This window comes from Variovorax sp. W1I1, assembly GCF_030815625.1.
Lineage (GTDB): Bacteria > Pseudomonadota > Gammaproteobacteria > Burkholderiales > Burkholderiaceae_C > Variovorax > Variovorax paradoxus_C.
Genome location: NZ_JAUSWZ010000001.1, coordinates 289,938 through 313,013 on the forward strand (window position 1 = coordinate 289,938; position 23,076 = coordinate 313,013).

The window sequence follows — 23,076 nt, forward strand, 5'->3', positions numbered from 1 at the left end:
AATGCTGCGGGGTCAGAAGGTGAAGCCGAGACGGAAGTGCAGGCGGAATTTCTTCGTGTCCACGCCGTAGGCCAGATCAGCCTGCACCGGCCCGACCGGGCTGCGCCATCGCGCACCCACGCCCACGCCTACCTTGGGCTTGAGTTCGCCGGGCTTGTCGGCCACGGCGCCGGCATCGACGAACACCACGCTCTCCCATTCGGTGAGCTTGTTGTTGTAGACGAAGGGGCGCTGCCATTCGACGCTCGCCACGCCGAGGTAGCGGCCGGCCACCGTCTGGCCATCGGCGCGCACGGTGCCGATCTGCTTGTAGCTGTAGCCGCGCACGGTGGTGTCGCCGCCCGTGAGGAACATCAGCGTGGACGGAATCTGTGCCGAATCTTTCGCCGACACCGCGCCGGCCTCGACGCGCAACTGCAGGCGGCTGCGGCGGGCGCGCGCCTCGGTGTCCTCGGCCGAGCCGAGCGGCAGGATGCCCAGCCCGCGCACATAGGTGCGAGTGAAGGGCGTTTGCTCGCCTGTGAGCGTGTAGCCGGCCGCGAGTTCGAGCGCCAGCGCGTAGCCGCGCGTCGGGGCCGAGTTGTTGTCGAAGTAGCGGCCGGTCCAGCCCCAGTTGGCGGTGACCGCCGAGGCCGAGGGCGGCGCGTCGATGCCGCGGTTCTGCGCGTAGTCGTACTGCAGGAAGTAGCTGCGGTCGATGTGGTCGCTGGACTTGTTGCGTCCGCCGCGCAGCCGCCCGCTGTCCACGATGTAGCTGCCCGCTTCCTCGCGCTTGAGTTCGGCGCCGGAGAACCAGCGCCAGCCCTTGTCGTCGGGAATCGCGTTCCACTCGGTGCCCAGCGACTTGATGTCGTTGTCCACCGAGAGCCGCGAGACCGCGCGCCAGCCGAGCAGCGGAATCTGGTTGTGGATGTGGTCGATCGACAGGCGCGGGCCGTTGTCGGTGGTGAAGCCGGCGCCGAGCACCACCTTCTGCAGCGGCGCTTCGCGCAGCTGCGCGATGACGGGCGCGGCCAACGGGTTGCCGCTCTCGGTGTCGAGCGTGAGGAACACCGAGTCGTAGTAGCCGCTGCTGGCCAGGCGCTGCTGGGCATCGAGCAGCTTCTGCTGGTCGTAGTCGGTGCCGCTGGGCAGGCGGGCGATGCGGCGCGCGCCGTCGGGGTCGTAACGCTGCAGGCCCCGCAGCATGAGCGGGCCGAACTTGTAGGCGGGGCCCGATTGGTAGGTGACGCTCAGGCGCGCCTCGCTGCGGTCGGCATCGACCTCGGCGCGGCTCACCTCGATGTTGCCGGTGGGGAAGCGCTTGGCCGTGAGGCTGCGCAGCGCGGTGGTCTTGGCGTCGTCCCAGGCCTGCTGGGTGAAGGGCAGGCCTGCGCGCAGCGCCCAGCCGGTGCGGATCGAGTCGCGCTGCGCTTCCGCCGCGGCGTCGTCGGCGATGGCGCCGGCATAGCTGATCTGCACATTGCTCACCTTGGTGGGCTCGCCGGGCGCGACGGTGATGACGATCTCGCGCGGGGCCTTGGTGCTCTCGGGCGTCTCGTTGAGTTCGAGCGTCAGCGTGGGGGTGAAGTAGCCCAGGGTGCCGAGCAGTTCGCGCGCATTGGCTTCGGCGGCGACCATGAGGCGGGAGATTTCCGTCGCGCCGAGGTCGTCAAGTTCGCGGTAGCGCTGGATTTCCAGATGGAGCGTGAGGTAGTCGCGAACCGCTTCAGGCCCTCGCACGTCGACGGTGAAGGCGTCGCGCTTGTCGGTTTTCTTCTCGTCCTTGCTGCTGTCCTTGGCGGCGGTGCTGTCGGCATCGCCGCTGCGCACGAGGCCCGCGACGGGCTTGCCTTCGGTGCTTTCTTTTTTCGGCAGCAAGCTGCAGCCTTGCAAAAGAAGGACGCCACAAAAAAGCAAAGCCGGCCACCACGCCGGCGAAGAAACGGAAACCACCCTGACCATGGGCGGATTCTGACAGCAAGATTTGTCCGTTCCTGAAGCTTCCGGATACAGAACGGCGCTGTCCTACTGGTGTCCTACATGCGCATTACTTGGAGAGCATGCGCATCGCGTCTTCCAGCCCGCGCAGCGTGAGCGGGTACATGCGGTTGGACATGAGCTGCTGCATCACCGCGATGCTCTGCCTGTATTGCCACACGCCCTGGGGCTCGGGGTTGATCCACGCGAACTTCGGGAAGGTGTGCGTCAGGCGCTGGATCCACTCGGCGCCGGCCTCTTCGTTGTTGTATTCGACGCTGCCGCCGGGCTGCAGGATTTCGTAGGGGCTCATGGTCGCGTCGCCTACGAAGATGAGCTTGTAGTCCTTGTTGTACTTGCGAAGGATGTCCCAGGTCGCGAACTTCTCGGAGAAGCGGCGCTTGTTGTTCTTCCACATGAAGTCGTAGACGCAGTTGTGGAAGTAATAGAACTCCAGGTGCTTGAACTCGGTCTTCACGGCCGAGAACAATTCCTCGACGCGCTGGATGTGCTCGTCCATCGTGCCGCCCACGTCCATCAGGAGCAGCACCTTGACGTTGTTGTGGCGCTCGGGCCGCATCTTGATGTCGAGGTAGCCGGCATTGGCCGCGGTCGAATGGATCGTGTTGTCCAGGTCCAGCTCTTCCTCGTGGCCTTCGCGCGCGAACTTGCGAAGGCGCCGCAGCGCCACCTTGATGTTGCGCGTGCCCAGCTCCTGGGTGTCGTCGTAGTCCTTGTAGGCGCGCTGGTCCCACACCTTCACGGCGCTCTTGTTCTTGCCCGCGCCGCCGATGCGGATGCCCTGCGGGTTGTAGCCGCCGTTGCCGAAGGGCGAGGTGCCGCCGGTGCCGATCCACTTGCTGCCGCCCTCGTGGCGCTCTTTCTGCTCCTCGAAGCGCTTCTTGAGCGTTTCCATGAGCTCGTCCCAGCCCATCTTCTCGATCTTGGCTTTCTCTTCGGCGGTGAACTCGCGTTCCAGCGTCTTCTTGAGCCAGTCGAGCGGCACTTCCTTCGTGAAGTCGGTGAGCATCTCCACGCCCTTGAAGTAGGCGGCGAAGGCGCGGTCGAACTTGTCGTAGTGCTTCTCGTCCTTCACGAGCGCGGTGCGCGAGAGGTAGTAGAAGTCGTCGATGCCATAGGCGCCGTCGGAATTGGGGCCCACCACGTCGGCCTGCAGGGCTTCGAGCAGCGTGAGGTATTCCTTGACGGACACCGGCAGCTTGGCCGAGCGCAGGGTGTAGAAGAAATCGATGAGCATGGTCAGATTCCCGGCCAGTGCGCGGGGCTCTGGCGAAAGTGCAGGCAGGCGACGATCATGACTTCGTCACCCCGGATCCGGTAGTGCAGGCCGTAGGGGAACTTGCGCAGCTTGAGCCACCGAAATGGCGCGCGTGTCATGGAGAACTGGAGAGGGTCGCGCATCAGGATTTCCTGTGCTGCCGCGATGACGGAAAGGAACTCGGCGCCCAAGCCTGTGCGACGGGATTCATACCATTCGAAAGCCAGTTCGATTTCGCGTGCGGCTGCTGGTTCGAACTTGAGGCCGAAGCTCACAAGCGCACGCCCAGCTTGTCGGCAATCTGCTGCAGCGTGAGTTCATGGCCTGGATGGGCATCGTTCCAGGCGGCGCGGTGCTCCAACTCGGCATGGACTTCGTCGCTCATGGCGGGGACAAGCGCCTGATCGATGCTGTCCCACAAGTCCTCGACGAGTTGCAGCTTCTCGTGCGTGCCAAGGTGACTCAGATCGTTCAGTACGGCGTTCACGGTTTCTCTCCGAAGCGATGAATGTGATTCTGCTCAAGCGTGCGAGGAGGCGCCAGCACGCCGCTCGAGCAGGTAGAGCAACTGCGCCTTCACCTCGGGCCACTCGCCCGCGCGAAGGCTGTACATGACGGTGTCGCGGATCGTGCCGTCGCGCCGCATCGCGTGGCCGCGGATCACGCCGTCTTTCTTCGCGCCCAGGCGCTCGATGGCGCGCTGCGAGGCGAAGTTGAAGTTGTCGGTGCGCCAGCCCACCACGTTGCAGCCGAGCGTGTCGAACGCGTGCGTGAGCATCAGGAGCTTGCAGGTGGTGTTGACGTGGGTGCGCTGGCAGCGCGCGGCGTACCAGGTGTAGCCAATCTCGACGCGCTTCACGCCCGGCAGGATGTCGTGGAAGCTGGTGCTGCCGAGCACGGTGCCGGTGGCTGCTTCGGTGACGGCGAAGGCGAAGCGGTCGGCCGTCTTCAGCGCGGTCTCGATGTAAGCGCGGGTGTTCTCGGGCTCGGGCACCGAGGTGACGCGCAGCTTCCAGAGTTCACCGTCGGCGGCCGCGGCGCGCAGGCCCTCTTCGTGGTCGAGCGACAGCGGCACCAGCGCGATGCCGCGGGCCTTCAGCGTGACAGGTTCGACGAACGCCATCTCAAACACCTCTGAATTTCAGCTTCTCGGATTGCCGTACTTGCGCACATACCAGGCGCGTGCGATCTGCACCCCACCACCGCCGCCCAGGCCGATCAACAAGATGCCGAAGATCTCCTTGTTGCCGTAGCCGCCGGCGCCGAAGGCATCCAGGCCCAGCAGCAGTCCGACCCAGCGGCCGAGCAGCGCTCCCAGCACGAACAGCACCGCCTGGGCCACGCCCAGCTTGAGCAGTTGGCTGGTGGAATGCGGCCGCGGAGATTCGCTCATCGGTTGTTGCGCTGCATGAAGACGAGCTTCTCGAAGAGCGTCACGTCCTGCTCGTTCTTGAGCAGCGCGCCCACCAGCGGCGGCACGGCGACCTTGTCGTCCTTGCTCTGCAGCGCTTCGAGGGGAATGTCTTCGGCCACCAACAGCTTGAGCCAGTCGAGCAGTTCGGAAGTCGAGGGCTTCTTCTTCAGGCCCGGCAGGTTGCGCACGTCGTAGAAGGTCTTCATCGCGGCCGTGAGCAGCTCCTGCTTCAGCCCCGGGAAGTGCACGGCGACGATGTGCTTCATCGTCTCGGCATCGGGGAACTTGATGTAGTGGAAGAAGCAGCGGCGAAGGAATGCGTCGGGCAGTTCCTTCTCGTTGTTGGAGGTGATGAACACCACCGGCCGGTGCTTGGCGCGGATGAGTTCGCGCGTCTCGTAGCAGTAGAACTCCATGCGGTCGATTTCGCGCAGCAGGTCGTTCGGGAATTCGATGTCGGCCTTGTCGATCTCGTCGATGAGGAGCGCCACCGGCTCGTCGGCCGTGAAGGCTTGCCACAGCACGCCCTTGACGATGTAGTTCTGGATGTCCTTCACGCGCTCGCCGCCGTCCACATCGGACAGTTGCGAATCGCGCAGGCGGCTCACCGCGTCGTATTCGTACAGGCCCTGCTGTGCCTTGGTGGTCGACTTGATGTGCCACTGCAGGAGCGGCAGTCCCAGCGATTGCGCCACTTCCTCGGCCAGCATGGTCTTGCCCGTGCCGGGTTCGCCCTTGACGAGCAGCGGGCGCTTGAGCGTGATGGCGGCGTTGACCGCCAGCATCAGGTCCTGAGTGGCGACGTAGTTGTCTGAGCCCTGGAATTTCATGAGTGAACGAGAAGCGAGGTGGAAAGGCGGGGTGGAGAAAAGAACACACTCGACGCGCATCGCACAGCCTCTTGGGCAGCTCTGCGGGGTTCCCGGAGGACCCTTGCATATAATCGAATGTTGATTCGAAAAACTGTATCTCCACGAGATTGTGCGCGCAAAATGAACAAGCTGTTGACCACGATGTTTGCCCTTGCTGTCGCTTGCGTGACGCTCTCGGCACAAGCCCAACAAGTCACTGGCAAGGCCCAGGACGGGGCAAAGAAGGTTCAGATGTGCGTGGGCTGCCACGGCATCATTGGCTACCAGGCCAGCTTCCCTGAAATCCACAAGGTGCCGATGATCGCGGGCCAGAGCGCCACCTACATCGCCGCCGCGCTCACCCAGTACAAGGGCGGCGACCGCAAGCACCCCACCATGCGCGCCATTGCCGATTCGCTTTCCGAGCAGGACATCGCCGACGTGGCCGCCTACTACAGCCAGTTGGGCGTGAAGGAAGGCGATGCACCGCCCGCCGCGCTCGCCAAGGCCATGCCCGAGAACATCACCGCGCTGGTCGGCCGCAACGGCCCCGACAACAGCTGCACCAAGTGCCACGGCGCCAACTTCAACACCCCGAACGACGGCACCGTGCCCAAGCTGGCCGGCCAGCACGCCGACTACCTCTTCGTGGCGCTCAAGTCGTACCGAGTCAAGAACAACGCCCACCTCGGCCGCTCGAACGCGGTGATGGCCGGCCAGGTCGAACCCAAGAAGTTCACCAATGCCGAACTCAAGACGCTGGCCAGCTACATCAGCTCGGTGCCCGGCGAACTGAAGACGGTGCCCGAGTCGCGCATCCATCACGCAGCGCAGTAAGCCCGCTTCAGCGCTTCGTGTTTCTCCCAACAAAAAGCCCGCGCGATGCGGGCTTTTTGTTGGGGATTTCCCTGAGGTCAGACGTCGAAGAATGCCGTCTCGTCCGCGCCCTGCATGCGGATGTCGATGCGGTAGCTCACCGCGCCGCCTTGCTCCACGCGCTCAGCGATCAGCGTGTGGCGGCGCTCAGCCGGCACGCTCTGCAACACCGCGTCCTTCGCATTCGCCTCGGCCTCGTCGCTGAAATACACGCGCGTGAACGCATGCAGCAGCAGGCCGCGCATCAGCACGATCAGGTTGATGTGCGGTGCTTCACCGGGCGCCTCTGCGCCGGGCTTGACGGTGTGGAACACGAAGCGGTTCTGCGCATCGGTGCCGGTGCCCACGCGGCCGAAGGCGCGAAAGCCCAGCGCGCGCGCTTCTTCCGGCGTCTGCGGGTAGCGGCCTTCGCCGTCGGGCTGGCTGATCTCGACCAGCGCATCGCCGATCGCATTGCCGTCGCCGTCGATCACCCGGCCTTCGAGGCGGATGCGTTGGCCGGCGGCATCGGCCAGCGCCACGACGGCGTCGAAAGGCTGGTCGAAGTCGTAGCCGTATTGCGTGGCGGTGAGGCCGTAGGCGAAGTAGGGGCCCACGGTCTGGGAAGGCGTCTGGCCGAAGTCGGCTTCCTGTGCGGTCATCAATGGCATGGGGAATTCCTCTTTCAGCGGTTCTCGAACGGCGTTTCGTCGGCGCCGCGCAGCACGATGTCGAACTGGTAGCCCAGCGCGTAGCCCTCTTCGGTGATGTCGAGGCTGAAGTCGGCAATCAGGCGATTGCGGTAGCGCTCGGGCGTGCCGGTGATCATCGGGTCGTACTGCATCAGCGGGTCGCCGGGGAAGTACATCTGCGTGACCAGGCGGCTTGCAAAACTCTGGCCGAACAGCGACAGGTGGATGTGCTGCGGGCGCCAGGCGTTCGGATGGTTGCCCCACGGATAGGCGCCGGGCTTGATGGTGAGGAAGCGGTAGCGGCCTTCGCTGTCGGTCAGGCACCGGCCCGCGCCGAGGAAGTTGGGGTCCAGCGGCGCGTCGTGCTGGTCGACCTTGTGCACGTAGCGGCCGGAGGCGTTGGCCTGCCAGAGCTCGACCAGCGTGTTGGCGACCGGGCGGCGGCGCTCGTCGAGCACCTGGCCGGTGAGGATCATGCGTTCGCCCAGCGGCTCGCCGTTCTTGCGTGCGTTGCGCGTCAGGTCATGGTCGAACTCGCCGATGCTGTCGTGGCCATACACCGGCTGCTGCAGCTCGCCGAGCGAAGCCTTCAGCGGGATCAGCGGCTTCTGCGGGCCGCGCTTCACCGTGGACTTGTAGCCGGGGTAGACGTAGGCGGGGTGGGAGTCCCAGTCGCGCGGGGTGAGCGCGGGAAGGGTGCCCTTGGTGGGGGTCGTCATGTGCGTTGTCTCCTGTCGTGGGACGAATTCTCGAGGCGCCACTTTAGAAGCGCAGTTCAATGATGTAAATTGAAGATTGCTCCAGTTTTCATAACCAACAGTCATTGAACAAGCCAGCCGATCTTCGCCAGGATTTCATCCGCAACGTGCAGTTGCGGCACCTGCGCGCCTTCGTCGCCGTGGCGCAGGAGCGCCATCTGGCGCGCGCGGCGGCGCGGCTCGCGCTGAGCCAGCCGGCGGTGTCGAAGACGCTCTCTGAACTCGAAACCATCGTGGGCACGCGCCTGGTCGATCGCAGCCAGGCCGGCCGCCGCGGCGTGCAGGGGCTCACGCCGGCCGGCGAGCAACTGCTGGCGCATGCGCTGCGCGTGCTCGAGGCGCTCGACGCCAGCGCCGAGGCGGTCGCGCCGACCGCCGGCGGCCGCATCGAGCGCCTGCGCATCGGCGCGTTGCCGAGCGTGGCGCCGGCGCTGTTGCCGCCGGCGCTCGCGCGCCTGCGGGACCACTGGCCCGCCGCGCAGATCGCCGTGAAGAGCGCCGCCAACGCGGTACTGCTCGACGAGCTGCGCGCCGGCGAGCTCGACCTGGTGGTCGGCCGCATGAGCGATCCGCGCCTGATGGCCGGCCTGAGCTTCGAGCTGCTCTACACCGAGCCACTGGTGTTCGCGGTGCGCGCGGGGCATCCGCTCGCGCTCAAGCCGGCGCCGGTGCAGGCAGTGCTCGACTATCCACTGGTGGTCTACGGCGAGGGCACGATCCCGCGCCACAACACCGAGAGCTTTTTGTCGGCGCGCGGCCTCGTGCTGCCGACCCATGCGCTGCAGACGCTCGACGTCGGCGTGGCGAGCGCGCTGGTGGCGGTGTCGGATGCGGTCTGGATCACGCCGCTCGGTGCCGCGCGCAGTGAGTTGGCAGAAGGCCGGCTCGTGCGCTTGCGCATCGACACCGCGGGCACCGAAGAGCCGGTCGGCCTGTTGTTGCGCAGCGATGCCGAGGCGTCGTCGCTGCGCGTGGCGATGGCCGCGTTGCTGCGCGAAGGCGCGAAGCAGCAGGGCACCTTGCCGTCGCGCAGTAGGCAGAAACCCTGATCAGTCTTTCGTGGCGCGGCGCTGAACACAGGCCACGTAACCCTCGCCATCGGGCGGGCGCCCCGCGCGCTGGCTCTCCCACATCATCTGGCCGAGGCAATCCATCGCCTCGTGATGCGCATGCAGCAGCGAGCCGCGGCGCGCGGCCAGCAGCTCGACGGCCTGGCGGATGCCGCGCGGCTGGTCGATGGAGCACTGCTCGCTGATCGACAGATGCATCGACAGATGAAGGAACGGGTTCTCGCGTCCGTTCGATCCGTCGTACACGCGCGCCACCGCGGCGTCGGCATCGGCCAGGTCCTCGTGGTACTCGGGGTGCTCGTCGATCCAGCCGGCGGCGATGGTCTCGAGCGCTTCCATCGGAAGGCCCTGCCGGTGCTTGGCGTACACATCGCAGAAGAAGCGGCGCACGTCTTCCTGGGAGGGGTTGAACATATATAGATGGATAAGAAGAAGAGAGTGAAGAAAGCGCGTGGAGGAAATCGCTCCAAGGGCCATCGCGGATCGGCTTGCGCAGCACCCGGAACACGCTCGGCGTTCCGGGTACGGGGCGTTACATCGTTACGTAACGAATCGCGAAATGACCTCCTTACGCGCTGTTTCGATGTGCGGCCGCGCCGACGTTTTTCAAAAAAATTCTCATGTAAATCAACGACTTGAATCGCTCCCGGCGCCTAGTTGGCAAGGCTTGCAAAAAGCGGCACGCAAGTTGCCCCTGTACATGCATCTTTTGTCACAGAGGCTGCCATGAACGCTCCACAAGCATCGACCGTATCGACCGAAGGACTTGCCGCATCCAGCGCAGCTCCTGTGGTTCTCGCCCAAGCCACCGTCACCCCGCTAGGCAGTCCTGCCGCGATGGGTTCGACGGCTTCCGCCGCCCCTTCCGGGCCTGCCAGCATCGGGACATTGTCCAATGCTACGCCCGGCACTGCCGTGATGCGCGACGGTGTCCGCATCCCGGTGGATGGCAACCAGACCCTGATCGCGGGTGACCGCGTGATCGTTCCGCAGGACGGCCACGCCAACGTGCTGTTCCCCGGCTCGGCTTCCAACAAGGCGCCGCTGGCCGGCGTCTTCACCGGCGGCACCGATGCGACCATCGGCTCGACCAAGCTGCCCGGCGGCCTCGAACAAGTGAACGTGGATGTGGCCTCGGGTGACCTGCAGGTCACCCCGCCCGACAGCGATGCAGACGCGGCCGCCCTGGCCGTGACCAAGAAACTTGCAGCCGGCAGCGGCATCGGCCTCGGCGAATTCGCGCTGGGTGCGTTGGGTGCCGCGGTCCTGGGCGCCGCGCTGAGCGGCGGTGGCGATGGCGGCAGCAGCGGCGTGCCGTTCCTGGTTCCTGGCATCGGCGATGGCGGCGATGCGGATGCCGACGCGGACGCGGATGCCGATGCGGATGCAGACGGTGATGCAGACGCCGATGCGGATGCCGATGCGGACGCTGATGCCGATGCCGATGCCGATGCCGATGCAGACGCCGACGCCGACGCCGACGCTGATGCAGACGCCGATGCTGACGCTGATGCCGACGCAGACGCAGACGCCGACGCCGACGCCGATGCCGACGCCGATGCCGATGCCGATGCCGATGCCGATGCCGACGCAGACGCCGATGCAGACGCAGACGCAGACGCCGATGCCGATGCCGATGCCGATGCCGATGCAGACGCCGATGCAGACGCCGATGCTGACGCTGATGCCGACGCAGACGCAGACGCCGATGCGGACGCCGACGCCGACGCTGATGCTGATGCAGACGCAGATGCCGATGCCGATGCCGACGCAGACGCAGACGCCGACGCCGATGCCGATGCCGATGCCGACGCAGACCACCTGCTCGATCCAGCCGACAACCTCGTCAGCGGTGCCATCGACGCGATCGACGACACCCTCGGCCTGGGCGATGCCCTGGCACCCGTGTCCGGTGTGGTGGACGGTGTGACCGATGTGGTCGACAGCGTGCTCGCTCCGCTACTCGGTTCCGAATTCATGCCGAACGACCCCAACGAGTTCGATCCGGTGGACACCGCCGTGGGCAACATCCTCGATCCGCTGGGCGAGACGATCAGCCCCGTCGTGGACAACATCCTGGGCGCCGGCGTGACCGATGCGCTGCTCGGCTCGCTGCTGGGCCAGGTCGACTACGTGACCGACGGCCTGAGCAACCTGCTCGGCGGTGAAGGCCCGCTGGGCGGCCTGACCGCCGGCCTCGGCCTGGGCGAGCTGCTGGGCGAAGACGGCCTCGTCGGCGGACTGCTCGACGGCGTGCTGGGTGAAGACGGCCTCGTTGGCGGCCTCCTGGGCGACGACGGCCTGATCGGCGGCCTCCTGGGCGACAACAGCCTCGTCGGCGGCCTGCTCGGCGACGACGGCGCGCTGGGCGGCCTCCTGGGCAACCTGCTGGGCGACGACGGCGCACTGGGCGGCCTGCTCGGCGAAGACGGCCTGCTCGGCGGCGTCGTGGGCGGTGTGCTCGGTGCAGACGGCCTCCTGGGCAGCCTGCTCGGCGACGACAGCGCCCTCGGCGGCCTTCTGGGCGACGACGGCCTGGTCGGCGGTCTGCTCGGCGAAGACGGCGTGCTCAGCAACCTGCTGGGTGAAGACGGTCTGGTCGGCGGCCTGCTCGGCTCCGATGGCCTCCTGGGCGGCCTGCTCGGTGAAGACGGTCTCCTGGGCGGCGTGCTGGGCGAAGGCGGCCCGCTGGGCGGCGTGCTCGGCGGCGACGGTGGCCTGCTCGGCGGTCTCCTCGGTGATGACGGTCTCTTGGGCGGCCTGCTCGGCGACGATGGATTGGTAGGCGGCCTGCTCGGTGAAGACGGCCTGCTCGGCAGCGACGGCCTCCTGGGCGGTCTGCTCGGCAACGACGGCCTCGTGGGTGGCTTGCTCGGCGACGACGGCCTCCTCGGCGGCGTGCTGGGTGACGACGGCATCGTCGGCGGCCTGCTCGGCAACGACGGCCTCTTGGGCGGCGTGCTCGGCGACGACGGCCTGGTCGGCGGTCTGCTCGGCGGTGACGGCCTCGTGGGCGGCCTTCTCGGCGACGACGGCCTCCTCGGTGGTGTGCTGGGCGACGACGGCATCGTCGGTGGCCTGCTCGGCGACGACGGTCTGGTCGGTGGCCTGCTCGGACCGGACGGCCTGGCCGGCGGTCTGCTCGGCGACGACGGCATCGTCGGTGGCCTGCTCGGCGACGACGGCCTCCTGGGTGGTCTGCTCGGCGGCGTGCTGGGCGGCATCGGCAACCCCGGCACCCCTGGCGGTCCGGCGCTGCTCGATCCGACCGACGGCATCGTGGGCGGCATCGTCGGCGGCCTGAACAACGGCGTGCTCGGCGACCTGGGCCTGGGCGACCTGCTGACCCCGGTGGTCGGCCTCACCGACAACGTCACCGACGTGGTCGACGGCCTGCTGGCTCCGATCTTCGGCGACGTGTTCACCCCGAACAACCCCAACGTCCTCGACCCGGTCGACGGCGTGGTGGACCAGGTGACGGACGGTGTGAGCGGCCTCGTGAGCCCGCTGGCCGACCAGCTGCTCGGCGCGGGAACGACCGCGGCGCTGCTGAATGCGGTGGACACGCAAGTGGACTTCCTCACCGACGGCGTGGCGAACCTGCTGGACGGCGACCTCCTCGGCGGTGTTCTGGGTGACGACGGTCTGCTGGGCGGTCTGCTCGGCGGCGACGGCGGCCTCCTCGGCGGCGTGCTGGGTGACGACGGTCTGCTGGGCGGTCTGCTCGGCGGCGACGGCGGCCTCCTCGGCGGCGTGCTGGGTGATGACGGCCTGCTGGGCGGTCTGCTCGGCGGTGACGGCGGCCTCCTCGGCGGCGTGCTGGGTGACGACGGCCTCCTGGGCGGCGTCCTCGGTGGCGACGGTGGCCTGCTCGGCGGCATCCTCGGCGACGACGGCCTCGTAGGCGGTCTGCTCGGTGGTGACGGCGGTTTGCTCGGCGGCGTGCTGGGTGACGACGGCCTCCTGGGCGGTGTCCTCGGTGGCGACGGCGGCCTGCTCGGCGGCATCCTCGGCGACGACGGCCTCGTAGGCGGTCTGCTCGGTGGCGACGGTGGCTTGCTCGGCGGCGTGCTGGGCGACGACGGCCTCGTAGGCGGTCTGCTCGGTGGCGACGGTGGCTTGCTCGGCGGCGTGCTGGGTGACGACGGCTTGCTGGGCGGTCTGCTCGGCGGTGACGGTGGTCTCCTCGGCGGTGTCCTTGGTGATGACGGCCTCCTGGGCGGTCTGCTCGGCGGCGACGGCGGCCTCCTCGGCGGTGTTCTGGGTGACGACGGCCTGCTGGGCGGCGTCCTCGGTGGCGACGGCGGCCTGCTCGGCGGCATCCTGGGCGACGACGGCCTCGTGGGCGGTCTGCTCGGCGGTGACGGCGGTTTGCTCGGCGGCGTGCTGGGTGACGACGGCCTTCTGGGCGGCGTCCTCGGTGGCGACGGTGGCCTGCTCGGCGGCATCCTCGGCGACGATGGCCTCGTGGGCGGTCTGCTCGGCGGTGACGGCGGCTTGCTCGGCGGCGTGCTGAGCGACGACGGCCTCCTGGGTGGTGTCCTCGGCGGCGACGGCGGTCTCGGTGGCTTGCTGTTTGGGAACGGCGGCCTCCTGGGCGGCGACGGTGGTCTGCTCGGCGGCGTGCTGGGTGACGACGGCCTCCTGGGCGGCGTCCTCGGCGGCGACGGTGGCCTGCTCGGCGGCGTGCTGGGTGACGACGGCCTCCTGGGCGGCGTCCTCGGCGGCGACGGTGGCCTGCTTGGCGGCGTGCTGGGTGACGACGGCCTTCTGGGCGGCGTTCTCGGCGGCGACGGCGGCCTGCTCGGCGGCGTGCTCGGCAACGACGGCCTGGTCGGCGGCCTCCTGGGCGACGACGGCCTCGTGGGCAACCTGCTGGGCAACGACGGTCTCGTCGGCAGCCTGCTGGGTCAGGACGGTCTGGTCGGTGGCTTGCTCGGCGGCGTGCTGGGCAGCGACGGCCCGCTCGCCAACATCCTGGAGCCGATCTCCGGCGTGGCAAGCGGCCTGACGGACACCGTCGCGCCGATCGTCTCGACGGTGACGGGTACGGTTTCCGGCGCAGTGGCACCGGTGACCGACATCCTGGCCGGCGCAACGGGCACGGTGACTCCGGTGGTCGAGACGGTGGTGAACACCGTCGACCACGCGGTCACCCCGCTGGTGACCGAGGTCGTGACCCCGATCACCAGCCTGGTCGAACACACGCTGTCGCCAGTGACCAACGTCCTGCACGGCCTGTTGGGTTAAGCAAAAGAGCAAGCGAAGGAGAGAGGGAACCGCAGCACAGGGACAGGCCGGCCACCGGCCTGTCCCGCGAAAGGATTGATATGAAAAAGAATTTCCGGATATTGGCCATCGTCGCGCTCGGGGCCAGCCTCGCCGCCTGCAGTACGCCCAAGGGCGGTCGCGACGACGCGACCTACTACTACTCCAACAAGGGCGCCGCCGCGGTGGCCAAGGTGGAACCGCCACCCCCGGCACCGATGACGAACGGACCGGTTGGCGTGCCGAAGATCGTGTATTTCGACTTCGACAAATACAACATCCGTCCGCAAGACCAGCGGATCGTGGAAGCGCATGCGAGCTTCCTGAAGAACCGCTCGACGAGCCGCGTGGTCATCGAAGGCCACACCGACTCGCGCGGCGGCCGCGAATACAACCTCGCGCTGGGGCAGCGCCGTTCGGAATCGGTGCAACGGGCGCTCACGCAGCTCGGCGTGCCGGCCGAGCGTGTCGAGGCCATCAGCTGGGGCATCGAAAAGCCCGCGTCCATGGAAACCACCGAGGAGGGCTACCAGCTCAATCGCCGCGCCGAATTCAGCTACCGCTGAAACCGGAGCCCAAGCGATGACGTCGAAGGCAACAGTCTCCGGTCAGCGATTCCGTCGTTCTAGCAGCGAGAGCAGATAGATGACGGACGCGGCCGGTCTCCCGCACTCGATCGGGGCCGAATGATGTCCTTTTCAGACCAGCTCCACGCCTGCCACGAACGCCTTGCGTCGGTGTGCGCGGCGTTGCCTGCCCCTTACCCCGCGTTCACGCTGTTCTTCTCGGTGAGCGACGGTTCGCAGCGTGCGCATGTCGTGCATGCGCGGGCCGCCGAATTCGAGACCGCATGGAGCGAAGGCGCCGACATCGTCGAGCGCTGGGTGCGCGACCACGGTGTCGTGTCGCCCTGGCTTCGCATCGACTGGGTCGAAGGCGCGAGCCCGATGGACTGGGCGCAGTTCAAGACCCAGCTCACCGCCGTCAAGCGCAACTACTTCCGTCTCGGCCTGGCGTTCGATAAAGACTTCGAGATCGCCTTCACCGAGCAGGAGCTCAACGCCAACGCGATGCTGGCGGGCGACTCGACCATTGCGCATGCGGTGATGAATCCGCGCAACTTCGAGGCCTACGGCCAGGCGCGTTTCCAGCGCACGCTCGCGCTCGACATGCCGACCGACCACCCGGTCTACCTGCTCGCGACCGTGGGCGTGTTCTGCCAGCCCGACGGCGTGGTGCACAAGCTCATCGGCACGGGGCTCGATGCGGGGCGCCGCCAGATGCCGGCGCTCAATCCGCAGTCGGCGATGGACCTCGTGCGCAGCGGCTCGGCCTACCTCGCGCGCCAGGTGCAGAGCGACGGGCTCTTCGTGTACGGCTACTTCCCGTGCTTCGACCGCCGCATCCCGACCTACGACGCGATGCGCCATGCGAGCGCGATCCACGCGATGCTCGAGGCGTGGGAAGTCACGCGCGACGAAACCCTGCGCTCGGCCATCGACCGCGCGCTCGACCATCTCACCAACTGGCTGATCCGCGACTACCAGCTCGCCGACGGCCGCGAGGTGGCTTTTCTTGTCGACACCGGCGGGGAGATCAAGCTGGGCGGCAACGCGGCCTGCGTGCTCGCGCTGGTGAAGTATTGCGAGCTCATGGACACGCGCCGCTGGCTGCCGTTGCTGGAAAAGCTGGCGCTGGGCATCGTGTCGCTGCAAGACCCGGCCACCGGCCGCTTCAACCACGTGCTGCACGCCACCGACCTGGCGGTGAAGCAGGCGTCGCGCGTCATCTATTACGACGGCGAGGCTGCGTACGGCCTCATGCGCCTCTATGGCCTCACGCGCGATGCGCGCTGGCTGGCGGCGGTCGAGAAGGCCTTCGATCATTTCATCGCGAGCCAGCACTGGCAGGCGCACGACCACTGGTTGAGCTGCTGCGTCAACGAGCTCACGCACTGGAGCCCGCAGGAAAAGTACTTCCGCTTCGGGCTGCAGAACGTCGCGGGCTATCTCGACTTCGTGCTCGACCGCAAGACCACTTTCCCGACGCTGCTCGGACTCATGCTCGCCGCGCAGCAGATGCTCCAGCGCCTGGAAAGCATGCCCGCGATGCGGCACCTGCTCGACGAGCTGGACACCGAGAAGTTCTACCGCGCGCTCGACTACCGCGCGCACTATCTCCTCAACGGTTTCTTCTGGCCGGAGATGGCGATGTACTTCCGGCGGCCCTCGACCGTCGTCGGCTCGTTCTTCATTCGCCACCACGCGTTTCGGGTGCGCATCGACGACGTCGAGCAGTACGTCTCGGGCTTCGCCTCGTACCACCGCTACCTCATCGAGCGCCGCGTGCCGCTGGGCGCGATGAGCGGCGCCGCCAGCAGCCCGCGCGACGACGGCGCGAGCTGGACCGCGAGCGAAATGGCGCGCGTGACCGGCGGCGAATGGGTGGTGCGCCCCGAAGACGGCTGGCGCGCCAGCGGCGTGACGCAGCGCTCCTTCATGCGCAAGGGCCGCGTGGTGTTCGAGAACCAGACGCGCCCGTCGAAGACGCCGCTCGCGGCCGTCACGCTCAAGGGCGTGCTGCAGCCGGCCGCGGCCGTGCTGTGCACCGACCCCAAGCCGCACCTGGACAAGCGCGTGCCGGTGCTCAAGGTGCCGAACGTGCTGCAGGCCGTGCTGCAACTGGGCGAGCATGCGCGCACCGAATTCACCGGCCGCGTCTGCGGCGTGCTGGGCCACGGCACGGGCAGCAGCACCGTGGCCGCGATGATGGCCGGCGCGCTCACCGTGTGGGGCGAAGTCGCCCAGCCCGAAGGCAACATCAGCCTGCCCTCGGGCATTGCGTGGAACCTCACCTGCATGCCGCGGCATGCGGCTTACTGGGTGCTGGAGATGGGCACCTCGCACATGCCCGCGTCGTCGCAACTGGTGCGGCCTTCGCTGGTGGTGGTGACCGGGCTCTCGGCCGCATCGCAGAAGCACCGCGGCCCCTCGGACGCCGCCGCGCGCATGGACGCCCGGATCTTCCAGGGCATGGCCGCCGGCGACAACGTGGTGCTCAACCGCGACATGCCCGAGTTCCCGATCTTTGCGGAAGCCGCGATGGCGCACCAACTGCAGATCGTGACCTACGGCGAACACGAAAACGCCGATGTGCGCCTGCTGGCCTTCGACCACGGCGAGGTGCAGGCGCAGGTGGCGGGCGAGCCCTTTCAACTGCGGCTCAATGCGCCGGGCCGCCACATGGGCGCCGCCGCCGTCGCCGCGCTCGGCGCGCTGCAGTCGCTGCGCCTGCCGCTGGCCGCGGCGGTCGAGCCCTTCGCGCACTTCGAGCCGCCGGGCGGACGCGGTGCGCTGCACACCATTCACATCGGCGGCGGAAGCTTCAAGCTGATCGATGAAACCTATGACGCCAACCCCAGCTCGATGCGGGCGGCGCTCGAATTGCTGTCACAAGCCCCCTGCGAACCTGCGCGACGTGTCGCCATCCTCGGCGACATGCAGGAGCTGGGTCCTGCGGCGCAACGCCATCACCTCGACCTGGAAGCCGAGTTGCTGGCGTCGCAGCCTGACCGGGTGCTGCTGTGCGGTCCGCTCATGCGGGCGCTGCACGCGAGCATTCGTACCAAGGTCCGTTCACATTGGTTCGTGGACGTGTCGGACCTGTCGACCGCATTGGGCGGTCTGCTGCAACCGGGCGACTGGGTGCTGGCCAAGAGTTCCGCGGGCGTCGGCCTGTCCCGGCTTGCCCGGGTTTTGAAAGCACTGCCATGAGATGGAACGCATTGATTCACATGCCCTACGAACGCGACGTGGAGGCGCCGCGGCGTTGGTGGCTTGGCTGGCTGCAACTGCTGTTCGCATGGGTGTTGTGCATGCTGTTGTGCGCCAACATCGCGCTGGTGCTGGCCGAGGGTTTGCCCGCAGTGCGAGGGGAGGCGACGGTGGACCGGCAGGCCGGCTGCACGGCCACGCAAACGTCGTCGCTGCGCAAGGCCGAACAAGAGACGAGACATGAGCAACGGGTCGACTCGACAAAGGCAAGCGTGCCTCGATGCTGAGGTGCACAAAGCGCGAATTTTTGCCTTGTAACAGTTGGGTAACAGTCGATAATGACGCACGCGTCATTGCACGACGGATCGGCCCTTTCTCATGATCAAGTTTCTCTTGCCCAGCCAACTGGTTGCCGAAACGCCGGACGAGCCGGGTGCCAGTCCTTACGCAAAGGCCCTGAACACGGCGTTCCGCGCGGCTTACCCGCTCGTGAAGAGCGCGGCATGGCGCTCGCTGCCCATCAGCCTGTTCGGGCTCTTGCCCTCCATCTTTCTCTTGCAGGTGTATGACCGCGTGCTCTCGCGCAGCGGCACCTCCACGCTCGCCGCGCTGGTGAGCGGCATCCTCTTCTTTTTGTGCATCGAGTTCTGGTTGCGCACGCGGCGCTCGCGCATGCTGCGCAACGCGGGCGCGATCATCGACCACGGTGTCTCCGGTGCCTTGCTGCAGTCGATGCTCGCGCGCCCGCTGCGCGCGCTCGAAGCGCGGCCGGCCTCGGTGTGGCAGCAGTACTTTCGCGACGTGGGCTCGGTGCGCGGCACCGTCACCGGCGGTCTTGCGCAATCGATCTTCGACCTGCCGATGGCGATCTTCGCGCTCGTGGTGATCGGCATCGTCGCGCTGCCGGTGCTGCCGGTGGTGGCCGCGTTTCTCGCGATCATGTCTTTCCTGGCCTGGTGGTGGGCCGACGAAGTGCGCGCCGGCCGCGTCGAGGAAGTGCAGCGCGGACGCGGCCTCGACCGCATGACCTCCGAGATCTGCAACGCGCGCGAAACGCTCAAGACGCAGGCCAACGACGGCCCCATCAGCGACATGTGGCGCCAGACCTACAACGCCTGGCTCACCGAGAGCTTCAGCAAGAACGGCCAGATCGAAACCGCGCGCGACGGCACCACGGTGCTGCTGACGGTTTTCTCGGTCGTCGTGGTGACCGTGGGCGCGATCTCGGTGATGGAGCAGTGGATGACGGTGGGCGGCCTCGTGGCCTCCAACATGCTCGCGCTCAAGGCGCTGCAGCCGGTGGCCGGGCTGGTGTCGAACTGGCGCTCGCTGGCCACCGCGAAGGAAGCCGCCAAGCGCCTGGAAACCGTGCTGGGCGAGCCTGTCGAGAAGCCGCCCACGGGCATGACCCTGCCGCAGCCGCTCGGCCGCATCACGCTCAAGGACGTGAGCTTCAGCTTCACCGAGACCGCGCAGCAGCCGGTGCTCGAAAGCGTCGACCTGGACATCGGCCCCGGCGGCCTGCATGTGATCGTCGGGCGCAACGGCGCGGGCAAGTCGACGCTGGTGAAGCTGCTCTCGGGCCTCTACACACCCACGCGCGGGATCATCAGCATCGGCGAATACGACCTCTCGCAGTTCGGCCGCGAAGAGCTCTCGCGCTGGATCAGCTATCTCTCGCAAGAGGTCTACTGGTTCGGCGGCACGCTGATCGACACCATGCGCCGCGCCGCGCCCGGCCAGAGCGATGAACAGATCGTGTCGGCCTGCAAGCTCTCGGGCGCGCACGAATTCATCTCGCGGCTGCCCGACGGCTACCGCACCATGGTCGGCGAAGGCGGCACCGGCGTCTCGGTGGGCGAACGCCGCAAGCTCGCGCTGGCCATGAGCTTCCTGCGCAAGCCCTCGGTGCTGGTGCTCGACGAGCCCAGCAACGACCTGGATTTTCAGAGCGAGCGCAACCTGCTCGCCACGCTGCTCGCGGTGGCCAAGGTGCGCACCGTGGTGGTGGTCACGCACTCGCTGCGCATCGTCTCGGCCGCCTCGGCGGTCTACCACGTGACGGGCCAGGGCGACATCGAAGTGGGCACCGCCGCGGTCATGGTGCCCAAGCTCTTCGGCGTGAAGAAGCCGCTGGTGGCGGTGGGCGACGAAGACAACGCGGGGGCTCCGGCTTCCCGCTCCATGGCGTGATGCTGCCTGCTTGACTCATGAAAACGAGTGATTGGGGACCGTGAACTTGAAATCAGACCTGCCGCAGATTCTTCAGGATGAAGAAACCAAGCGCGCGGCGCAGACCTCGCCGAAAGGGCGGCGGCGCCAATGGATCATCGGCGGCGCGGTCGCCGTGCTGGCCCTGATCGGCCTCGGCTTTCCGATGGAAACCGTGGTCGTCGCGCCGGGCCGCGTGATCCCCTCGGACCGCGTCAAGTCCATCCAGCATCTGGAAGGCGGCATCGTCAGCGCCGTGCTGGTGAAGGAGGGCGAATCGGTCAAGCAGGGGCAGTCGCTGGTCGAGATCGACCTGGGCGGCAGCGGCCTGAACTTCGAGGAACTCACCGCGCGCTACGCGGCCACGCAGGCCACGCGCATTCGCCTCATGGCCGAGAGCCGCGGCCAGCCGCTCAGCCGCCAGTCCTTTGCCACCGACATCGACGAGAGCGTGTTCGAAGGCGAGCTGGGTGCCTACCAGGCGCGCGCCCTCGAGCAGCGCGGCGTGATGGCCGGCGCGGTGTCGGGCCTGGAGCAGGCGCGCAGCAAGCAACTGGAGCAACAGGCCAAGGTGAAGGGCCTGAGCGACCGGCTCGAGCTGATGCAGAAGGAGCTCGAGATCTCCGAGCAACTGTTCAGCGAGAAACTGGTCGGCCAGGTCGAGGTGCTGGAGAAGCGCCGCCAGGCCGAAGGCGTGCGCAGCGAACTCGCGGTCGCGCGCCAGGGTGTGATTTCGGCCAACGCCGCCATCACCGAATCGCAAGCCAAGATGGCCGAGGCCGAAGGGCGCTTTCGTCGCCGCGCCTCGGACGAACTGGCCACCGTCGAGCGCCAGTTCGCGAGCTTGAGCGAAGACCTCGCACGCGCCCGCACACAGCGTTCGCGCACCGTGGTGAAGGCGCCCTCGGACGGCATCGTCAAGGGCCTGCGCAACTCCAGCCCGGGCTGGGTGGTGAAGCCCGGCGAATCGATTCTCGAAGTGGTGCCCGACAAGGACGAGATCATGGTCGAGGCCCGGCTCAATCCGAACGACCGCGGCTTCGTCGAGATCGGCCAGTCGGCGCGCGTGAAGATCACCGCCTACGACTACCTGCGCTACGGCGCCGTCGAAGGCAAAGTGATGCTGGTCGCGGCCGATGCCGACCGCGACGCGGCCATCGCGCAAGGTGCGCCGTACTACCGCCTGCTGATCAGCATGTCGCAGTCGCACGTGGGCCGCGAAGAGAACCGCATCACCGCCGGCATGGAGTCCGAGGTCGACCTGCGCGTCGGCACCGATCCGTTCATCTGGTACATCCTTCGTCCAGTGCTCAAGTTGCGGCGCGAAGCCTTCCGCGAACCATGAAGGAGCGCAACGCCACAAGCCGGCGCCGCACGGGCACCGGGGTGCTGTGCGCAGCACTCTGCGCGAGCTTCGCGCTGCCGCCGCAGGCCGCATTCGCGCAGGACGCAGCAGGACAAGACGGCCCGCCGCCATCGCTCTCGCTCTCGCGCCGGCTCTCGACGCCCTCCATCGGCGCAGCGAGCTACGCCCAGCGCGTGAAGCAGGCGCTGATCACGCTCTCGCAGGAATACCCCGAGGTTCAGACGGCCCAGGCCGCCGCCACCACCAGCAGCTACAGCGTCGATGCCGCCAAGCAGGCGCGCTATCCGCGCTTCAAGATCGGCACCTCGTCGGGCAACTACAACAGCGGCGCCGACAACGCCAAGACCCAGGGCTACACCGTGCTCACCGCCGAAGCGCGCGTGAGCCTGATCGACGGCGGTGCGATGAGCGCAGCGCAGCGCGCCGCTGAGGCCGGCAACAAGGCCGATGACGAAGCCGTCATCACCACCTCGCAGAAGGTGGTGCTGGACGCGCTCACCGCCTACCTGCAGGTGCAGCGCTTCGACCTCAAAAAGCAGATCGCGCACCGCGCCACCGAGGTGGTGGCGGAGCTCTCGAAGGCGGAAGCCCGCCGCGTCGCGCTCGGCGTGTCGGGCGACAACGACCTCAACATGGCCGCCTCGCGCCGCGCGCTCGTGGCTGCACGCGAATCCGATTTCGAAGCGCAGCGCGACGAGGCGCTCGCGAAGTTCCGCAACTACTTCAAGTTCTCGCCCAACGCCGAGTCGCTGCCCGTGCTCGCGGCGCCGCTGCAGTGGCGCATCGGCTCGCAGGACGAGGCGCTGCGCCGCGCCGAGAGCCGCAGCACCGAGATCGCCGAAGCGCAAGGCCGCATCGATCGCGCGAGGGCGCTGGTCGAGCAGCAGGAGTCCAGCCTCTACCCGACGCTCGATGCCGTGGTCGTGAAGAGCAAGGACCCGCGCGGCGTGTCGCCGCAGGACCCGACGCGCGCGGCCTTCGAACTCAACTGGAACTTCGGCAACGGCTTCGACCGGCAACTGCGCCTGAAGGGCGCGCTCGCCGAAGTCGCCAACCAGGAGGCCAAGCTCGAAGGCGTGCGGAACAACCTGTTCGAACTCACCTCGGCGTCATGGGCCCGCACCGTGTCGGGACGCGAGCGCGAGAAGCAGTTGATGGAGGCCGTCAGCACCTCGGGCCTGGCCTTCCGCGGCCGCCGCCGCCTGATGGAATTCGGCCGCGAGACCTTGCCCAAGGTGCTCGATGCGCAACTGGACTACTACACGCTCCTGTTCGACTACGTCGACGGCGTCTTCGACCTGCGCATTTCCGAACTGCGCCTCGCGCGCACCACCGGCGAATTGCGCATCGACCCCGACGGCACCAACAACTGGATCGACCGCATCTTCGGCCCGCCGAACCGCGCGGTCATCACCGAAGACGGCCTGCTGTCGCAGATGTGCATCTCGAGCAATTCGGCCTGCCCGAACGAGCCGATCGTCGAGCGCTCGCCGAGCGCCGCGTTGTCGAATCCGCCGCTGCGCCGCACGCCGCGGCTGGCTGAACGCTGAGACTCCCGTTCGTCCCGAGCTTGTCGCACC

General features: G+C 67.4%; 19 protein-coding genes. 9 read left to right on the forward strand and 10 right to left on the reverse strand.

Annotation, left to right across the window (positions count from 1 at the left end):
- Nucleotides 1-12: 12 nt before the first annotated feature.
- The 7 genes from QFZ83_RS01400 to QFZ83_RS01430 form a co-directional block, all read right to left on the reverse strand.
- A complete protein-coding gene (locus QFZ83_RS01400) occupies nt 13-1,944 on the reverse strand; it encodes an autotransporter assembly complex family protein (RefSeq protein WP_307501712.1) in 1,932 nt (643 codons plus the stop codon).
- A gap of 85 nt (nt 1,945-2,029) precedes the next feature.
- The gene (locus QFZ83_RS01405) at nt 2,030-3,217 is read right to left on the reverse strand and encodes a VWA domain-containing protein (protein WP_013543538.1); all 1,188 of its coding nucleotides are present in this window, start codon (nt 3,215-3,217) and stop codon (nt 2,030-2,032) included.
- A gap of 2 nt (nt 3,218-3,219) precedes the next feature.
- Nucleotides 3,220-3,513 (reverse strand): type II toxin-antitoxin system RelE/ParE family toxin, encoded by a 294-nt coding sequence (locus QFZ83_RS01410; RefSeq protein WP_307501718.1) that lies wholly within the window; start codon nt 3,511-3,513, stop codon nt 3,220-3,222.
- Entirely contained in the window at nt 3,510-3,725 is a 216-nt protein-coding gene (locus tag QFZ83_RS01415; RefSeq protein WP_307501721.1) for an addiction module protein, read from the reverse strand. Before QFZ83_RS01415 ends, QFZ83_RS01410 begins: the two co-directional genes overlap by 4 nt.
- Before the next feature lie 33 nt (nt 3,726-3,758).
- A complete protein-coding gene (locus QFZ83_RS01420) occupies nt 3,759-4,361 on the reverse strand; it encodes a GNAT family N-acetyltransferase (RefSeq protein WP_307501724.1) in 603 nt (200 codons plus the stop codon).
- Between the two features lie 18 nt (nt 4,362-4,379).
- Complete coding sequence (locus tag QFZ83_RS01425) at nt 4,380-4,631, reverse strand: hypothetical protein (protein ID WP_307501727.1); 252 nt, start codon at nt 4,629-4,631, stop codon at nt 4,380-4,382.
- On the reverse strand, nt 4,628-5,482 hold the full coding sequence (locus QFZ83_RS01430) for a MoxR family ATPase (RefSeq protein WP_013543535.1): 855 nt from the start codon (nt 5,480-5,482) through the stop codon (nt 4,628-4,630). The genes QFZ83_RS01425 and QFZ83_RS01430 overlap by 4 nt, the downstream gene beginning before the upstream one ends.
- Nucleotides 5,483-5,644: 162 nt before the next feature.
- Between QFZ83_RS01430 and QFZ83_RS01435 the strand changes: the two genes are divergently transcribed.
- A complete protein-coding gene (locus QFZ83_RS01435) occupies nt 5,645-6,340 on the forward strand; it encodes a cytochrome c (protein WP_307501729.1) in 696 nt (231 codons plus the stop codon).
- A gap of 77 nt (nt 6,341-6,417) precedes the next feature.
- Here QFZ83_RS01435 and pcaG read toward each other — a convergent pair whose 3' ends face one another.
- Both pcaG and pcaH read right to left on the reverse strand, forming a co-directional pair.
- Nucleotides 6,418-7,029 carry a protocatechuate 3,4-dioxygenase subunit alpha gene (gene pcaG / locus QFZ83_RS01440; protein ID WP_307501732.1) on the reverse strand — a complete coding sequence of 204 codons (612 nt, stop codon included), beginning with the start codon at nt 7,027-7,029 and terminating at the stop codon, nt 6,418-6,420.
- A gap of 14 nt (nt 7,030-7,043) precedes the next feature.
- Nucleotides 7,044-7,769 (reverse strand): protocatechuate 3,4-dioxygenase subunit beta, encoded by a 726-nt coding sequence (gene pcaH / locus QFZ83_RS01445; RefSeq protein WP_013543532.1) that lies wholly within the window; start codon nt 7,767-7,769, stop codon nt 7,044-7,046.
- Nucleotides 7,770-7,873: 104 nt separating this feature from the next.
- On the opposite strand from pcaH, the gene QFZ83_RS01450 reads away from it, so the two are divergent.
- Complete coding sequence (locus QFZ83_RS01450; protein ID WP_307501736.1) at nt 7,874-8,857, forward strand: LysR substrate-binding domain-containing protein; 984 nt, start codon at nt 7,874-7,876, stop codon at nt 8,855-8,857.
- On the opposite strand, the gene QFZ83_RS01455 is transcribed toward QFZ83_RS01450, so the two are convergent.
- Nucleotides 8,858-9,292, reverse strand: a complete 435-nt coding sequence (locus QFZ83_RS01455) for a DUF1841 family protein (protein WP_007838777.1) — start codon at nt 9,290-9,292, stop codon at nt 8,858-8,860.
- 312 nt (nt 9,293-9,604) lie between these two features.
- Here QFZ83_RS01455 and QFZ83_RS01460 point away from each other — a divergent pair, with 312 nt between their 5' ends.
- From QFZ83_RS01460 to QFZ83_RS01490, 7 genes are all read left to right on the forward strand, one after another.
- Entirely contained in the window at nt 9,605-14,128 is a 4,524-nt protein-coding gene (locus QFZ83_RS01460) for a hypothetical protein (protein ID WP_373457488.1), read from the forward strand.
- Between the two features lie 80 nt (nt 14,129-14,208).
- Complete coding sequence (gene pal, locus QFZ83_RS01465; RefSeq protein WP_307501745.1) at nt 14,209-14,712, forward strand: peptidoglycan-associated lipoprotein Pal; 504 nt, start codon at nt 14,209-14,211, stop codon at nt 14,710-14,712.
- Nucleotides 14,713-14,832: 120 nt separating this feature from the next.
- The gene (locus tag QFZ83_RS01470) at nt 14,833-17,919 is read left to right on the forward strand and encodes a glutamate ligase domain-containing protein (RefSeq protein ID WP_307501748.1); all 3,087 of its coding nucleotides are present in this window, start codon (nt 14,833-14,835) and stop codon (nt 17,917-17,919) included.
- Nucleotides 17,916-18,206 carry a hypothetical protein gene (locus tag QFZ83_RS01475; RefSeq protein WP_307501751.1) on the forward strand — a complete coding sequence of 97 codons (291 nt, stop codon included), beginning with the start codon at nt 17,916-17,918 and terminating at the stop codon, nt 18,204-18,206. Before QFZ83_RS01470 ends, QFZ83_RS01475 begins: the two co-directional genes overlap by 4 nt.
- Before the next feature lie 91 nt (nt 18,207-18,297).
- Complete coding sequence (locus QFZ83_RS01480) at nt 18,298-20,112, forward strand: peptidase domain-containing ABC transporter (protein WP_307501754.1); 1,815 nt, start codon at nt 18,298-18,300, stop codon at nt 20,110-20,112.
- Nucleotides 20,113-20,152: 40 nt separating this feature from the next.
- Entirely contained in the window at nt 20,153-21,475 is a 1,323-nt protein-coding gene (locus QFZ83_RS01485) for an HlyD family type I secretion periplasmic adaptor subunit (protein ID WP_307501757.1), read from the forward strand.
- Nucleotides 21,472-23,046, forward strand: a complete 1,575-nt coding sequence (locus QFZ83_RS01490) for a TolC family protein (RefSeq protein WP_307501760.1) — start codon at nt 21,472-21,474, stop codon at nt 23,044-23,046. The genes QFZ83_RS01485 and QFZ83_RS01490 overlap by 4 nt, the downstream gene beginning before the upstream one ends.
- The last annotated feature ends 30 nt before the right edge of the window (nt 23,047-23,076 follow it).

What these genes read in the sequence shown, in the direction of transcription:
- QFZ83_RS01400 (WP_307501712.1), bottom strand. Translation starts at nt 1,944, where the DNA reads ATGGTCAGGGTGGTTTCCGTTTCTTCGCCGGCGTGGTGGCCGGCTTTG.
- QFZ83_RS01405 (WP_013543538.1), bottom strand. Translation starts at nt 3,217, where the DNA reads ATGCTCATCGATTTCTTCTACACCCTGCGCTCGGCCAAGCTGCCGGTG.
- QFZ83_RS01420 (WP_307501724.1), bottom strand. Translation starts at nt 4,361, where the DNA reads ATGGCGTTCGTCGAACCTGTCACGCTGAAGGCCCGCGGCATCGCGCTG.
- QFZ83_RS01425 (WP_307501727.1), bottom strand. Translation starts at nt 4,631, where the DNA reads ATGAGCGAATCTCCGCGGCCGCATTCCACCAGCCAACTGCTCAAGCTG.
- QFZ83_RS01430 (WP_013543535.1), bottom strand. Translation starts at nt 5,482, where the DNA reads ATGAAATTCCAGGGCTCAGACAACTACGTCGCCACTCAGGACCTGATG.
- QFZ83_RS01435 (WP_307501729.1), top strand. Translation starts at nt 5,645, where the DNA reads ATGAACAAGCTGTTGACCACGATGTTTGCCCTTGCTGTCGCTTGCGTG.
- pcaG (WP_307501732.1), bottom strand. Translation starts at nt 7,029, where the DNA reads ATGCCATTGATGACCGCACAGGAAGCCGACTTCGGCCAGACGCCTTCC.
- pcaH (WP_013543532.1), bottom strand. Translation starts at nt 7,769, where the DNA reads ATGACGACCCCCACCAAGGGCACCCTTCCCGCGCTCACCCCGCGCGAC.
- QFZ83_RS01455 (WP_007838777.1), bottom strand. Translation starts at nt 9,292, where the DNA reads ATGTTCAACCCCTCCCAGGAAGACGTGCGCCGCTTCTTCTGCGATGTG.
- QFZ83_RS01460 (WP_373457488.1), top strand. Translation starts at nt 9,605, where the DNA reads ATGAACGCTCCACAAGCATCGACCGTATCGACCGAAGGACTTGCCGCA.
- pal (WP_307501745.1), top strand. Translation starts at nt 14,209, where the DNA reads ATGAAAAAGAATTTCCGGATATTGGCCATCGTCGCGCTCGGGGCCAGC.
- QFZ83_RS01470 (WP_307501748.1), top strand. Translation starts at nt 14,833, where the DNA reads ATGATGTCCTTTTCAGACCAGCTCCACGCCTGCCACGAACGCCTTGCG.
- QFZ83_RS01475 (WP_307501751.1), top strand. Translation starts at nt 17,916, where the DNA reads ATGAGATGGAACGCATTGATTCACATGCCCTACGAACGCGACGTGGAG.
- QFZ83_RS01480 (WP_307501754.1), top strand. Translation starts at nt 18,298, where the DNA reads ATGATCAAGTTTCTCTTGCCCAGCCAACTGGTTGCCGAAACGCCGGAC.
- QFZ83_RS01490 (WP_307501760.1), top strand. Translation starts at nt 21,472, where the DNA reads ATGAAGGAGCGCAACGCCACAAGCCGGCGCCGCACGGGCACCGGGGTG.